15 protein-coding genes and 1 pseudogene are annotated in these 13,287 nt (G+C 47.3%); 1 reads left to right on the plus strand and 15 read right to left on the minus strand.

The window, feature by feature from the left end:
* Positions 1-95: 95 nt before the first annotated feature.
* Positions 96-539: an HD domain-containing protein gene (locus tag V9W66_RS06865; protein ID WP_114001518.1), complete on the minus strand. Its 444-nt coding sequence runs from the start codon at positions 537-539 to the stop codon at positions 96-98.
* A 465-nt stretch (positions 540-1,004) separates the two neighbouring features.
* Here V9W66_RS06865 and V9W66_RS06870 point away from each other — a divergent pair, with 465 nt between their 5' ends.
* Entirely contained in the window at positions 1,005-1,283 is a 279-nt protein-coding gene (locus V9W66_RS06870; protein WP_144093457.1) for a type II toxin-antitoxin system HicB family antitoxin, read from the plus strand.
* Between the two features lie 141 nt (positions 1,284-1,424).
* Here the strand turns inward: V9W66_RS06870 and V9W66_RS06875 are convergent, their stop codons facing one another.
* From V9W66_RS06875 to V9W66_RS06940, 14 genes and pseudogenes are all read right to left on the minus strand, one after another.
* On the minus strand, positions 1,425-1,865 hold the full coding sequence (locus tag V9W66_RS06875; protein ID WP_022427168.1) for a MarR family winged helix-turn-helix transcriptional regulator: 441 nt from the start codon (positions 1,863-1,865) through the stop codon (positions 1,425-1,427).
* A 135-nt stretch (positions 1,866-2,000) separates the two neighbouring features.
* The gene (locus V9W66_RS06880; protein WP_144093459.1) at positions 2,001-3,755 is read right to left on the minus strand and encodes an acetyl-CoA carboxylase carboxyltransferase subunit alpha; all 1,755 of its coding nucleotides are present in this window, start codon (positions 3,753-3,755) and stop codon (positions 2,001-2,003) included.
* On the minus strand, positions 3,745-5,109 hold the full coding sequence (locus tag V9W66_RS06885; protein ID WP_092071743.1) for an acetyl-CoA carboxylase biotin carboxylase subunit: 1,365 nt from the start codon (positions 5,107-5,109) through the stop codon (positions 3,745-3,747). The genes V9W66_RS06880 and V9W66_RS06885 overlap by 11 nt, the downstream gene beginning before the upstream one ends.
* A 9-nt stretch (positions 5,110-5,118) precedes the next feature.
* Positions 5,119-5,547 (minus strand): 3-hydroxyacyl-ACP dehydratase FabZ, encoded by a 429-nt coding sequence (fabZ, locus tag V9W66_RS06890; protein WP_015525544.1) that lies wholly within the window; start codon positions 5,545-5,547, stop codon positions 5,119-5,121.
* Between the two features lie 57 nt (positions 5,548-5,604).
* Positions 5,605-6,180, minus strand: coding sequence for an acetyl-CoA carboxylase biotin carboxyl carrier protein (accB, locus tag V9W66_RS06895; protein ID WP_144093461.1), 576 nt, complete (start codon positions 6,178-6,180; stop codon positions 5,605-5,607).
* 4 nt (positions 6,181-6,184) lie between these two features.
* Positions 6,185-7,426 (minus strand): beta-ketoacyl-ACP synthase II, encoded by a 1,242-nt coding sequence (gene fabF, locus V9W66_RS06900; RefSeq protein WP_015525541.1) that lies wholly within the window; start codon positions 7,424-7,426, stop codon positions 6,185-6,187.
* Between the two features lie 32 nt (positions 7,427-7,458).
* Positions 7,459-8,199 carry a 3-oxoacyl-[acyl-carrier-protein] reductase gene (gene fabG, locus V9W66_RS06905; protein WP_015525540.1) on the minus strand — a complete coding sequence of 247 codons (741 nt, stop codon included), beginning with the start codon at positions 8,197-8,199 and terminating at the stop codon, positions 7,459-7,461.
* 115 nt (positions 8,200-8,314) lie between these two features.
* Positions 8,315-9,235, minus strand: a complete 921-nt coding sequence (fabD, locus tag V9W66_RS06910) for an ACP S-malonyltransferase (protein ID WP_144093464.1) — start codon at positions 9,233-9,235, stop codon at positions 8,315-8,317.
* A gap of 3 nt (positions 9,236-9,238) precedes the next feature.
* Positions 9,239-10,183 (minus strand): enoyl-[acyl-carrier-protein] reductase FabK, encoded by a 945-nt coding sequence (fabK, locus tag V9W66_RS06915; protein ID WP_015525538.1) that lies wholly within the window; start codon positions 10,181-10,183, stop codon positions 9,239-9,241.
* 121 nt (positions 10,184-10,304) lie between these two features.
* On the minus strand, positions 10,305-11,270 hold the full coding sequence (locus V9W66_RS06920; RefSeq protein ID WP_015525537.1) for a beta-ketoacyl-ACP synthase III: 966 nt from the start codon (positions 11,268-11,270) through the stop codon (positions 10,305-10,307).
* 276 nt (positions 11,271-11,546) lie between these two features.
* On the minus strand, positions 11,547-11,819 hold the full coding sequence (locus V9W66_RS06925; protein WP_022427174.1) for a DUF1294 domain-containing protein: 273 nt from the start codon (positions 11,817-11,819) through the stop codon (positions 11,547-11,549).
* Between the two features lie 56 nt (positions 11,820-11,875).
* Positions 11,876-12,442, minus strand: a complete 567-nt coding sequence (locus V9W66_RS06930) for a class I SAM-dependent methyltransferase (protein ID WP_144094102.1) — start codon at positions 12,440-12,442, stop codon at positions 11,876-11,878.
* 23 nt (positions 12,443-12,465) lie between these two features.
* A pseudogene (locus V9W66_RS06935) lies at positions 12,466-12,567 on the minus strand (GNAT family N-acetyltransferase); the annotation flags it as partial.
* 10 nt (positions 12,568-12,577) lie between these two features.
* Positions 12,578-13,216 (minus strand): Crp/Fnr family transcriptional regulator, encoded by a 639-nt coding sequence (locus V9W66_RS06940; protein WP_173740370.1) that lies wholly within the window; start codon positions 13,214-13,216, stop codon positions 12,578-12,580.
* Between the last annotated feature and the right edge of the window lie 71 nt (positions 13,217-13,287).

The raw sequence follows: 13,287 nt of genomic DNA on the forward strand, positions 1-13,287 counted from the left end.
TCCACAATAATATCTGAGGTCACGGATATTTTGTGTGGATCATGCGCATGAAAAAACTGAATAAAAGTCAATAAATGACTTGTGCGAAAATAATATCACCTGGCATCATGAAGTATCTCCAAAGCCCGTTTATATCTTCCATGCAGCCGTGATATCTGTTCAGCAGACATATTTTCGCAGTCAGAAAGACGTGTTACATCAGAATTGTGGAGCAGATCAGCCTGCTTCACTTTTTTTGCGATCGGATTCTTCCGAAGCTTCCGGATATAATCGAAATAATTCATATTCTTATCTCTTGTAAGACAACGTAATGCCTCCACAACCTCTTCCGGAAATTCTCCGGTAAGATCCTCAAATGTGATCTCTGTATCTTCTATCACATCGTGCAGAAGTGCCGTACATACACTGAGTTCATCATCCATTTGCTCCGCTACATGAAATGGATGAAAGATATAAGGTGTCCCGCTTCGATCTGTCTGTCCATGATGTGCCTCGTACGCCACCTTCATAGCTTTTTTCGTCAAAGCTGTATAAATCATAGCTGTGCCTCCCGTCAGGTCTTTCGAACCCCCGTTCATACTCTGTATTACACAGTATAGCATCTATATTTCCTACATACAAGGATAAAAAGTTTTATATATCTATCATTTTTACTTATATACGACAATTTTCTGATTATAGCATCCCCAAAACTCTGCTGTTCTTATTTAGATCTTTCATTGGATCATGAACTCGCTTGCCCTCATTCTGAAATTGGTATATACTTACTAGTACAGCGAAAATTAAGTTTCTGCTATATTGACGCAGGATGATTTCTTCATCTGCAAGGCGGAGGAATGAGGCGTAGCGGTGGCTACGACGATTGACGACAACGCAGCAGATGAAAAATCAGACAAGTCAATATGGCGGTTACTTAATATTCGCTGTACTAGGTCAGGTAAAACTATCCATATTCATGGTATTACACGGATCACTTCATTTAAAAAAAGAAAGGAATCTTACCTATGAAATTTATATATCCCGCAGTTTTCCGTCCCACAGAGGACAAAAAATACAATGCTTTTTTTCCGGATCTTGTCTGCTGTGAAGCCAGCGGTGACACGCTGGATGATGCCATCGAAAATGCCAATGCAGCTGCATACGACTGGATCTACACAGAGCTTATGGAATTTGAGGGAAAGCTTCCTCCGGTTTCCGATGAGAGCGATCTGGAGCTTCAGGAGGGAGACGTTGTCCGCAATATCTCTGTAAATATCCGCTTCCAGGATGGCTGGGACGAATAAACTCTCGTATCACAAAAACAAAGGCGACATTTAATATCATTTTCAATAAATGTCCGTGTCGAAAATGCCTGTTATGCAAAAAGCATCCGGATCGGTAATTGTCCTTTATTACCGATCCGGATGCTTTTATTATACATTTCTTCATTGTTCGTGATACTGTCTGAAAAATTTACGCAGTCCGTCCAGTGCTTTTACCAGCACTTCTGTCTCATTCTCATTCAGCTCTGCGATCACCGCTTCTGTCATCTGCCTGTGAAACTCCGCATGATGATGATATGCCATACGTCCCTTATTTGTAAGCTGGATAAATACCACACGCCGGTCCTTCTCACTTCGTTCTCTCTTCACATAGCCCTTTTTTACAAGACTGTTCATAGATGTTGTGAGGGAGCCTACGGTGATCTTAAGCTTGGCTGCAATGGAGGACATGTTCCCCCCTCCAAGGCCTACAGCCTCGATAATGTGCATATCATTGTTGGAAATATCTTTATATTTATCTGTGATGATGGCTTCCTCCTCCAGTCGGAGGATCTCATTGAACAGATTCACCAGCACGTCATTTATAACTTCCCGATTGTCCACTCTACCCGCTCCTGTTTCTCCGGAGCAAAAAGGCTTCTCCGGTTCTCTGTTTATGAAGCCATCGTAACATAAATATGGCATTTTTTCCACTGGATTTTTACTTTGCGGACTACAAAATCACTGCACTTATTGCTTCTACATTTTCCGGAAACGTTCATAACGATGTTCCAGAAGCTTCTCCGGCTCTTCTTCGCCATATTTCTCAAGAAAATCCGCAATTCCGTTTTCCAGACAACCCGCAATATCATTTATGTTCTCACGGCTTACAGGCTCTGCTTCCGGAATCACATGCTCGATCATTCCCATCTGGTAAAGGTCTGCAGCTGTGAGTTTCATCACTGCTGCTGCTTCCTTTGCCTTTTTGCTGTCTTTCCAGAGAATGGAGGCAAAGCCCTCCGGGGACAGGATGGAATAAACGGAATGCTCCAGCATCCATACCTCATCTGCCACCGCCAAGGCAAGGGCACCTCCACTTCCGCCTTCACCGATCACAACGGAAAGCACCGGCACTGTGAGACCTGCCAGTGTATAGAGATTTTTTGCAATGGCTTCACCCTGTCCACGTTCCTCTGCTTCCAGCCCGCAGAATGCGCCTGGTGTATCTACAAGGCAGATCACCGGACGGTGAAATTTCTCTGCCTGCTGCATCAGGCGCAGGGATTTCCAGTACCCCTCCGGAGATACCATTCCGAAATTCCGGGTAATGTTTTCCTTTGTACCCTCTCCTTTTTCCTGTGCAAGGACAGTTACCGGCTGTCCGTGGAAAAATGCCACACCACCGATCACTGCCGGATCATCCCCGCAGTGACGGTCTCCGTGAAATTCCATGAAATCGTCAAAAAGCGCTTCGATGTAATCCTTTCCTGTAGGGCGTGTTTTGGCTCTGGCAAGCTGGACATGTTCCCAGGGAGTGAAATCTCCGGATGGGACGAAGTCCGGCCAGATCCTATTATCTTCCTCAACCGTTTTCATCGATTCCTGATTGTCAGACTTGAACCCATTTTTAATGTCTGCATTATCGGACTGTACATTATTCAGAACTTTATCCTGATGTAATCTCAGAATATCCGACAATACGATCCTCTGCTCCTCACGCTTTACGATCTTGTCCACAAAGCCGTGTTCCAGAAGAAATTCCGCTCTCTGGAAGCCTTTGGGAAGCTTTTGCCCGATGGTCTGTTCGATCACTCTGGGACCTGCAAAACCGATCAGCGCTTTCGGCTCTGCCAGGATAATATCTCCCAGCATAGCAAAGCTTGCCGTCACGCCGCCTGTTGTCGGGTCTGTGAGGACCGGCACATAAAGAAGTCCGGCATCGCTGTGCTTCCGGATGGCCATACTGGTTTTTGCCATCTGCATCAGGGAAACCAGCCCCTCCTGCATTCTGGCACCGCCGGAACAGATATAGAGGATTACCGGCAGCTTCTCCTCTGTGGCACGTTCAAAAGCCCGCGTGATCTTTTCCCCCACGACTTCTCCCATACTGGACATCATGAAACGACAGTCACAGACACCAAGTGCCACAGGTATCCCTTTTATAGTACACTTTCCGGTAACTACAGCCTCATCAAGCCCTGTCTTTTCACGAAGTCCCTGAAGCTTTTCTTCGTAGCCTCTGTACTGAAGGGGATTCTGTTCTTCCATGTGAGCATCCCACTCCACAAAACTCTTTCTGTCTGCGATCATTTTGATCCGACGGTAAGCGGGTACATGGAAATAATTTCCGCAGTGGGGACAGATGTATTGATTCTGCTTTACCTCGTCTACAAAAACCGCCGCTTTGCAGGCGTTGCATTTACGCATCAGGTTATCCGGCACCTCCGGAATGTTTTCCTGTTCCTCACCCCGGATATCCCTGACTGTTTTTTTGAACATGTGCTTAATTCTCATTGATCTTCACTCCTGCAATGATATGGCTGGCAAGAAAGCCTGTGTCAAAGTTTCCGGACTGATAATCCTCATCTTTCAGGATTTCGTACTGATAGTCAATATTTGTATCGATTCCGTCAATGATCACCTCACCAAGAGCACTCTGCATTTTTGCAATGGCTTCTTTCCGGTTACCTGCATGAACGATCAGCTTCGCAAGCATGGAATCATAATATGGCGGGATCTTACAGCCGTTATACACACAGGTATCCACACGGATCCCGTTTCCTCCCGGAAAATGCGCTCCCTGGATAGTTCCCGGCGAAGGGCGGAAATTTTTTTGAGGATTTTCAGCATTGATCCTGCACTCAATGGCGTGTCCCTGGATCCGGACATCCTCCTGTGATATCTCAAGAGGCATTCCGGAAGCGATCTTCAGCTGCTCCTTTACAAGATCGATTCCTGTTACCCACTCGGTCACCGGATGCTCCACCTGGATCCTTGTATTCATTTCCATAAACCAGAATTTTCCATCCGGTTCCAGAAGAAATTCGATCGTTCCCGCATTTACGTAACCGGCTGCTTTCGCCGCTGTCACCGCCGCATGCCCCATTTTTTCTCTTAATTCCGGAGAAACTGCAGCACTTGGAGATTCCTCGATCATCTTCTGATGATTTCTCTGGATGGAGCAGTCACGCTCTCCCAGATGGATCACATTTCCGAAGCTGTCTGCAAGGATCTGAAACTCAATATGTCTCGGATTTACCACGAAATGTTCAATATACATGGTACCATCGCCAAAAGCGATCTCAGACTCTTTTCTGGCGGTTGCATAGGCTTCCGGAAATTCCTCCGGTGTGTTTGCCACACGCATGCCTTTTCCGCCGCCGCCAAGAGCTGCCTTGATGATCACCGGATAACCGATCCTCTCAGCTTCCTTAAGACCGGTTTCAATATCCTCCACATCCCCTTCGCTGCCCGGAACTACCGGAACACCAGCTGCGATCATGGTACTTCTTGCAATTTTTTTGTTGCCCAGCATACGGATGACCTTTGATGGCGGACCCACAAATGTGATTCCGCATTTTTCACAGAGCTCCGCAAATCTGGCATTTTCAGAAAGAAAGCCAAATCCCGGATGAATGGCATCCGCACCGGAAACCATGGTTGCACTGATGATCTGTTCCATATTCAGATAGCTCTGTGCAGATGGTCCCGGTCCGATACAGATTGCTTCGTCCGCCAGCTGTGTGTGAAGGCTTTCCTCATCTGCCTCAGAATAAACCGCCACTGTGGCAATTCCCATTTCTCTGCAGGCACGGATAATACGCACCGCAATCTCGCCTCTGTTGGCGATCAGTAACTTTCGAATCATACAATCACCTTACCCGATCATAAATGTAAGCTCAGCCTCTACGGCAACCTCTCCATCCACAGATGCCACTGCAGAACCAATGCCTACAGGACCCTTTCTGCGGATGATCTTTGTTTCAAGACGGAGCTTGTCTCCCGGAGCTACCTTTCTGCGGAATTTACACTTGTTGATGCCTCCGAAATAAGCGGTTTTTCCCTTCATGTCCTCCAGGGAAAGAATGGCTACCGCACCCACCTGTGCCAGCGCTTCTACCATCAGAACACCCGGCATTACCGGCTCCTGGGGAAAATGTCCCCGAAAAAAATCCTCGCGGAAGGTCACACATTTATATCCGACAGCAAATTCACCCGGCTCATAATCTTCAATATAGTCCACAAGCAGAAACGGATGTCTGTGTGGAATGATCTCCTCGATCTGTTTTACATCAAGATGCTTCATTCTCTGTCCTCCTGAAACAATAATTTTTCTTATTCTCTGATTCCGATCTGAAGGTACTTATCGGATACGGAAAAGCTTCTGACCGTATTCTACCGGCTGTCCGTTCTCCACATAGATCTCTGCGATCTCGCCGTCAAAATCACTTTCGATCTCATTCATCAGCTTCATAGCTTCCACGATTGCAAGAACCTGACCTTTTTTTACCTTGTCTCCCACCTGAACGTAAGGCGGAAGATCCTGGGACGGTGCAGCATAGAAGGTTCCTACCAGCGGAGATGTTACCAGGCTGCCTGTCTGATCTTCCCCGCTCTGTGGTACGGTTTCCGACTGCTCAGTACCTTTCACTCCCTGTGCTTCTGCCACAGTTTTTCCTGTCACTGCCATTTCATCTGTTGAAGCCGGTACCACAGGATCTTTGCCTGCCACCGGTGCTGTATTCACTGCCCTGCGGACTTTTCCACCGGTCATTCCTGCTGCCGGAATGTTTTCCACAGTTTCTCCCATAACCCCCTGGATGATCTGTGGCTTTCCATGCTCCATACTTAAGGTCAGATCTGCTGTCTCATATGTAAAGGCAGTAAGCTCTGATGCAGATACGTGATCAATCAGTTCAAGGATCTGGTTAAATTCCATAGCTTCAGTCCTCCTCATACTTCTTTACAAGCAATGTTCCGTTGTGTCCTCCAAATCCAAGGGAATTGCTCATTGCATAACGAACTTCCTGTTTTGCCGGAGCGCCGATCATATAGTTCAGATCAAGCTCCTCCTCTGTTTCTGTTGTTCCCACTGTCTGATGGATAAATCCGTCCAGAATGGATTTTACGCATACGATAAACTCAACAGCTCCTGCTGCGCCAAGAAGATGGCCCACCATGGATTTTGTGGAATTGATCTTTACATCCTTGGCAGCGTCCTTAAACGCAAGCTTGATAGCTCTTGTTTCAAACAGGTCATTGTGATGTGTTCCGGTTCCGTGTGCATTGATATAATCTACCTGCGCCGGTGCAACACCTGCTTCCTTCATGGCATTTTCCATAGCACGTGCGGCGCCGCTTCCGTCCTCGGCCGGAGATGTGATATGGAAAGCATCTGCAGTTGCACCGTATCCCACAACCTCTGCCAGGATATTGGCATTTCTCTTTTTGGCATGCTCAAGCTCTTCCAGAACAACCACACCTGCACCCTCGCCCATAACAAAACCGCCTCTGTCTTTATCAAACGGAATGGATGCACGCAGCGGATCCTCACTTGTGCTCAGTGCAGTAAGGCTTGCAAAGCCTGCGATACCGATAGGGCAGACAGCTCCCTCTGTACCACCGGCAAGCATTACATCTGCATCACCATACTGAATGGCACGGAAAGCATCTCCGATACAATGTGTTCCTGTCGCACATGCCGTTACCACGTTGGTACATTTTCCTTTTGCGCCGGTAGCGATAGAAACATTTCCGGCTGCCATGTTTGTGATCATCTTCGGAACAAGAAGCGGATCCACTCTTGAAGGACCTTTTTCCATAAGCTTCTTCTCATTGGTCTCGGTAGCCTGAAGACTTCCCACACCGGAGCCGATGATAACGCCTACCATGTACGGATCTTCCTCTTCCATCTTAAGCCCGGAATTTTCCACTGCTTCCAGTGCAGCTGCTACCGCATACTGGGAAAAAGGCTCCATTCTTCTTGCAGTTCTCGGATCCATGCGATCCTTTGCCACAAAATCTTTAAGCTCTGCTGCCAGTGTTGCCTTGTATCCGGTCGTATCAAAACGGGTGATCGGTCCGATCCCCACCTTTCCTTCTTTTACTCCGTTCCAGAAGCTTTCCACATCATTTCCGATCGGTGTTACTGCTCCAAGTCCTGTTACTACTACTCGTCTTTTCATCAATCTATCCTCCTGACTCCGGGGAGCCTTCTTTACATTGCCATTCCGCCGTCTACGCGAAGTACCTGTCCTGTGATGTAACGTGCACCGTCTGATGCCAGAAATGCGGCTGCCTTTGCCACATCTTCTGTTGTTCCCATGCTTCCCATGGGGATAGATGCCGCAATATTTTCTTTTACTTTGTCAGAAAGCACGTCCGTCATGTCTGTTTTGATAAATCCCGGTGCAATGGCGTTGACCGTGATCCCTCTGGATGCCAGCTCCTTTGCAGCGGATTTTGTAAGACCGATGATCCCGGCTTTGGATGCCGCATAGTTGGCCTGTCCTGCATTTCCACGAAGGCCTACCACCGATGAAAGGCTGATGATCCGGCCGCTTCTCTGCTTCAGCATCATTCTGGACACATGACGGATGCAGTTGAAGGTTCCTTTCAGATTGATGTCAACAACTCTGGAAAAATCCTCTTCGCTCATTTTCATGAGAAGTCCGTCCTTCGTAACTCCGGCATTATTTACCAGGATATCAACACGTCCGTATTTCTCTGCAACAGCTTTGAAAAAAGCTTCACATGCATCAAAATCTGCCACATTGCACTGCAGGATATCTGCCTGGCCGCCGGCTGCCTCGATCTCTGCTTTTGTTTCCCGGGCTTTTTCTTCTGAGCCGTTATAATTGATCACTACAAGGTTTCCTGCTTTTGCAAGCTCCAGGGCGATGGCTTTCCCGATTCCACGTGCACCGCCTGTTACAACTGCGATTTTTTTCTCTGACATATGAATTCCTTTCTGATGTTATGCGGTCATCCATGATCCGCATTTGTTACCTGGCATTTCTGTCTGCTGCACTATGCCTGCTTTGTTTTTGATTCTTTATCTTTTTTTCCAATATTTATACCAGTTCCCGGCAGACTTTTTCCATGTCTTCTACGGTCTGGATGTTATATACTTTTACATTTCTGTCGATCTTTCTCATAAATCCGGCAAGGGTTCTTCCCGGTCCGATCTCAATAAATGTATCTACTCCCTGACGGATCATATTTTCCACACTCTGCTGCCAGCGCACGGAAGAAGAAATCTGTTTTTCCAGAAGTGCTTTTGTTTCCGCCGGATCTTCCACATACTCTGCGGTCACGTTTGTCACATACGGGATTTTAAGTTCATGAAGGGTGACACCCTCCAGAACCTTTCCCAGTTCTTTTCCTGCAGTGGCAAGCATTGCGGAGTGGAACGGTCCGCTGACATTTAACGGGATCACTCTTCTTCCTCCGGCTGCCTTCAGCTTTTCAGAGGCTTCCGCAACTGCCTCCGCAAGGCCTGTGATCACGATCTGGCCGGGACAGTTGTAGTTTGCAATGCTTACATCCGCAATGTCTGCAAGCACTTCCTCGATCTTCTCTGTCTCCATTCCCATAACTGCTGCCATGCTTCCCTTACCTGCCGGAACTGCCTGCTCCATAAGGATTCCTCTTTTTCTCACGGTAGTAACAGCATCCTTCAGCTCCATGCCGCCGGCAGCTTCAATAGCGCAGTACTCGCCAAGGCTTAATCCTGCAGTTACATCCGGATGAAGTCCCATCTCCTCTACCACCTTCTCCATGGCAAGACAGGTAGTGACCAGTGCAGCCTGTGTATATTCAGTCAGGTCAAGCCTGTCATTTTCTTCAAAGCAAAGTGCTTTCATATCCAGATCCAGCCACTCACCGGCAGAGTCGAAAACATCCTTTGCTGTATCGTATTTCTCATAAAAATCTTTTCCCATTCCGGCCTTCTGTGCACCCTGGCCCGGAAAGATGAATGCTGTTTTTCCCATTTATTATTCCTCCACAAGAAAACTGTTTTTCTTTACAGTCTCTTTTGTCTCTCTGATCAGTCTTGCCATCAGCTCCTTACAGGTCGGTACATCCTTTACCATACCTGCGATCTGTCCGGACATAACGCTTCCGGTTTTTACATCGCCGTCAACAACAGCCTTCCTGAGGCCACCAAGTGTCAGCATTTCCAGTTCTTCAAAGGATGCACCTGCAGCTTCTTTCTCCAGATATTCCTTTGTCATAGGGTTTCTTAAGGTACGGACCGGATGACCTGTGGTACGGCCGGTTACTCTTGTGTCGATATCCCTGGCTTTCAGAAGGAATTGTTTGTAATTCTCATGTACGTGACATTCCTCTGTTGCCACAAATCGGGTTCCCATCTGTACGGCTTCTGCACCTAGCATAAAGGCTGCCGCGATCCCACGACCGTCTGCAATTCCACCTGCTGCAATTACCGGGATCTTTACTGCATCCACGACCTGCGGTACCAGCGCCATAGTGGTTGTCTCACCGATATGTCCGCCGGACTCGGTTCCCTCTGCTACCACTGCATCTGCGCCACAGCGCTCCATTCTTCTTGCAAGAGCTACAGATGCAACAACCGGGATCACCTTTACTCCGGCCGCTTTCCATGCTTCCATGTATTTTTCCGGGCTTCCGGCACCGGTTGTTACTACCTTAATCCCTTCTTCTACTACGATCTTCGCAACCTCATCGGCACTTGGACTCATCAGCATGATGTTTACACCAAAAGTCTTATCTGTCAGTTTTTTCGCCTCACGGATCTGCTCACGCACCCACTCTGCCGGTGCGTTTGCCGCTGCGATCAGTCCCAGACCGCCTGCCTCGGATACTGCTGCCGCAATGTGATGATCTGCCACCCAGGCCATACCGCCCTGGATGATGGGATATTCAATACCAAGTAATTCTGTAACTCTTGTTTTCATCTTTTACCTCCGGAAAATTAAATCAAGCGGATAAAAGCATCCGCGGTTTATTTGGATCAAGCGGATAAAAACATCCGCATTCACTACGTAGCCTTATTTTAACAATTCATTAACAGGGGCTTTAATACTCGATCAGGCTTGCTCCGTACGTCAGTCCGCCGCCGAAGCCTGCAAGGACCATTCTGTCACCCCGCTGCAGTTTTCCGCTTTTTTTCATCTCATCCAGGAGGATAAGAAGACTTGCGGAAGAAGTATTGCCGTATCTGTCCATATTCATAGGGAACTTGGAAATGTCTTCGCCCAGCCGCCTTGCTGCGGAACGGATGATCCGCTCATTTGCCTGGTGGAGAAGATAATAACTGATATCTTCACAGGAAACCTGCTCTCGGGAAAGAAGCTCCTTCACAGCCTCCGGTACCTTGCTCACGGCAAAGCTGAACACTTCCTTTCCGTTCATCTGTATGTAGGTTTCCTTTGCCTTCGGATCATTTTCATAACGGATCTGATTTCTGCTCTGTAAGGTAAGTGCACCGCCTTTTTTTCCAATGGAATGGGTTACCTGTGCATAGCTTCCACCCTCTTCTGCTCTCAGCACGACTGCTCCCGCACCATCCCCGAAAAGAATGCAGGTGCCACGATCTGTCCAGTCTGTTAAACCGGACAGTTTTTCCGCTCCGATCACAAGGGCATTCCTGTATATTCCCTGGGCCAGGTATGCCTGCGCAGTGTTCAGTGCCAGAAGAGATCCTGTGCAGGCGCCGTTCAGATCAAAGCAGGTAGCCTTTTCCGCTCCGAGCCGCTCCTGCACCCCACATGCCACACAGGGCATGATCTCTGTTGGAGAAATGGTTGCCACAAGGATCAGATCGATCTCTTCTGCCTTCATTTCTGCGTCTTCCAGAGCTTTTAATGCTGCCCCCGCTGCCATCGTCACAGTATCTTCGTCCTCTTTTGCAATATGTCTCTGTACCACACCGGTTCTTTCCCGGATCCACTGATCACTGGTTTCCACCATCTTTGCCAGATCGTTGTTATCCCACACTCTGTCCGGTGCCCACGAACCGGTTCCACATATTTTACCTGTCATATTTTTCTCCATGATATCTGTCTTAAATCAGTCTGTATAAATCTGTACTGCTGTTCTCTGAATTATCTTTTATCTTAAAATATTTTGATTATCAAATTATATCATCATAAAAGTATTTGTCAAGAAGGAATTTTTGAGCATCCTTTTATGAAAAAAATAACAGCTGCCCCAGGCGTGGAGTATTGGTCTCTCCTCTGTCCTGTGACAGCTGTCTTATTTTTTCAGACAGGTATTGTATTTATGGTTATTGCATTTATAGTTATTGCCTTCATAGTTTTACTTCATCGCCCACTGTACCAGGCACACCACACCAATCTGCACCAGCAGTATCACCGGTACACCAATTGCAAATCTGGCTTTTCGGGTTTTGTGGTGAAAAAATCTCATGCCAAGGATCGCCCCGACGCTGCCACCGATGACAGCACTTAAGATCAAGGTCTTCTCCGGGATCCGCCATTTATTACGACGGGCTTTCTGCTTGTCAACTCCGAAAAGCACAAAGGCCAGGATATTGACTGCAAGCAGATAATAATATATGTAATCATTCATGATAGCTCCCTCCGGGCTCTGTGTCCTGTATTTCGGACAGTAACCGATTTATGTCTTCATTGCAGTTTGATGATCAGCACCGGTATGGGCGGATCATTAGGCCGGTTTGCATATTCCGACAGGATCACCAGATATTTATGAGGATCCAGCTGACGGATAAACGTAAGCATCTCATCCCGTTCCTGATATCCTGTATCCCCGCCACTGTAAATGCAAAGTGTCATAAGTCCGCCTTTTTCCAGGAGCTTAAGTCCGCTTTCTACCGCTCTTATGCTGCTGTCTGCTCTGGTCGCCACCGAATGGTCTCCGCCGGGAAGATATCCCAGATTAAAGGTGATGCAGGACACGGTTTCTGCTCCTGCATAAACATCCATATTCTCATGAGACTCCAGAAGAAGCTGATAATTTTCCGGACAGTTATCTCTTTTCAGTCGCTCCTTCGTATGTTCCAGTGCCTGCTTCTGAATGTCAAAAGCCAGAACCCGTCCCCTTTTTCCTGCAAGCTGGCTTAACAGAGCCGTGTCATTGCCATTTCCCATTGTTGCATCGATACAGATGTCTCCCGGCATGACCTGCTGCCGTATAAAATGCTGCATGTATGCAATGATCTGAAGATTTTTCATTTAAAAATCCTTTCAAAATTCTCTTACAGTTCATGATAATACGGACAGATATCCTCATAATGTCCGTCCTTCATACGGAACCCCTTCGGGATCACGCCAAGCTGGGTAAATCCAAGTCTCTCATGATGATCTTCTTTATTTAAGCAGCTCCACATTCCGTCCGTTTCTTCGGATCACACCCTCATCCGAAAGATTTTTGATCTCTCGCATCATGGCACTACGGTCCACACTTAAGTACTGGGCCAGTGCGGTATAGGACATGGGCAGCTTGAATTTCCCGGCATTTTTTTCCGCAGCCAGAGAATGCAGATAGGCTATCAGCTTCTTCCTGGTGGAGGATCGTGAAAGCATGTATATCCGATCCGTCTGCTGCCTGGAACGGAGGGCTGTCATCTGCAGAAGATTACTGACCATCTGGCTGTGATGATGACAGGCATTTTCACAGCGCTTGATCACATGCTCATAATCAATAAACAGCACCTTCGTCACGGTAGTGGCACATACATAATAATGCTGGGAATCTGACGGAAGCAGAAACGGTTCGCCAAATACACTGTCCTTATTCAGTTCATCGATGACATACTCATTTCCATCCTCGTCACAGCAGTAAAGAACTGCTCTTCCCTCCTGGATCAGACCGATCTTTTTCATGGAGCTGGAATATTCCATGATGGTTTCTCCATTCTGAAAAACTTTCTCCCGGACTTTGAAGCAGACACGCATTCTTTCCTGTTCTTCGGGCAAAATATCCGTAAATAAAGTGATATGCTCCATAAATTTTCCTCCCACCGGCAAAATACTCTTCCGCATATCTGTACTTTCCTCTTTGCATACAAGACTATGTA

This window comes from Blautia massiliensis (ex Durand et al. 2017) (assembly GCF_051861785.1).
GTDB lineage: Bacteria > Bacillota > Clostridia > Lachnospirales > Lachnospiraceae > Blautia_A > Blautia_A luti_A.

What these genes read in the sequence shown, in the direction of transcription:
- V9W66_RS06865 (WP_114001518.1), bottom strand. Translation starts at nt 539, where the DNA reads ATGATTTATACAGCTTTGACGAAAAAAGCTATGAAGGTGGCGTACGAG.
- V9W66_RS06870 (WP_144093457.1), top strand. Translation starts at nt 1,005, where the DNA reads ATGAAATTTATATATCCCGCAGTTTTCCGTCCCACAGAGGACAAAAAA.
- V9W66_RS06880 (WP_144093459.1), bottom strand. Translation starts at nt 3,755, where the DNA reads ATGAGAATTAAGCACATGTTCAAAAAAACAGTCAGGGATATCCGGGGT.
- V9W66_RS06885 (WP_092071743.1), bottom strand. Translation starts at nt 5,109, where the DNA reads ATGATTCGAAAGTTACTGATCGCCAACAGAGGCGAGATTGCGGTGCGT.
- fabZ (WP_015525544.1), bottom strand. Translation starts at nt 5,547, where the DNA reads ATGAAGCATCTTGATGTAAAACAGATCGAGGAGATCATTCCACACAGA.
- accB (WP_144093461.1), bottom strand. Translation starts at nt 6,180, where the DNA reads ATGGAATTTAACCAGATCCTTGAACTGATTGATCACGTATCTGCATCA.
- fabF (WP_015525541.1), bottom strand. Translation starts at nt 7,426, where the DNA reads ATGAAAAGACGAGTAGTAGTAACAGGACTTGGAGCAGTAACACCGATC.
- fabG (WP_015525540.1), bottom strand. Translation starts at nt 8,199, where the DNA reads ATGTCAGAGAAAAAAATCGCAGTTGTAACAGGCGGTGCACGTGGAATC.
- fabD (WP_144093464.1), bottom strand. Translation starts at nt 9,235, where the DNA reads ATGGGAAAAACAGCATTCATCTTTCCGGGCCAGGGTGCACAGAAGGCC.
- fabK (WP_015525538.1), bottom strand. Translation starts at nt 10,183, where the DNA reads ATGAAAACAAGAGTTACAGAATTACTTGGTATTGAATATCCCATCATC.
- V9W66_RS06920 (WP_015525537.1), bottom strand. Translation starts at nt 11,270, where the DNA reads ATGACAGGTAAAATATGTGGAACCGGTTCGTGGGCACCGGACAGAGTG.
- V9W66_RS06925 (WP_022427174.1), bottom strand. Translation starts at nt 11,819, where the DNA reads ATGAATGATTACATATATTATTATCTGCTTGCAGTCAATATCCTGGCC.
- V9W66_RS06930 (WP_144094102.1), bottom strand. Translation starts at nt 12,442, where the DNA reads ATGAAAAATCTTCAGATCATTGCATACATGCAGCATTTTATACGGCAG.
- V9W66_RS06940 (WP_173740370.1), bottom strand. Translation starts at nt 13,216, where the DNA reads ATGGAGCATATCACTTTATTTACGGATATTTTGCCCGAAGAACAGGAA.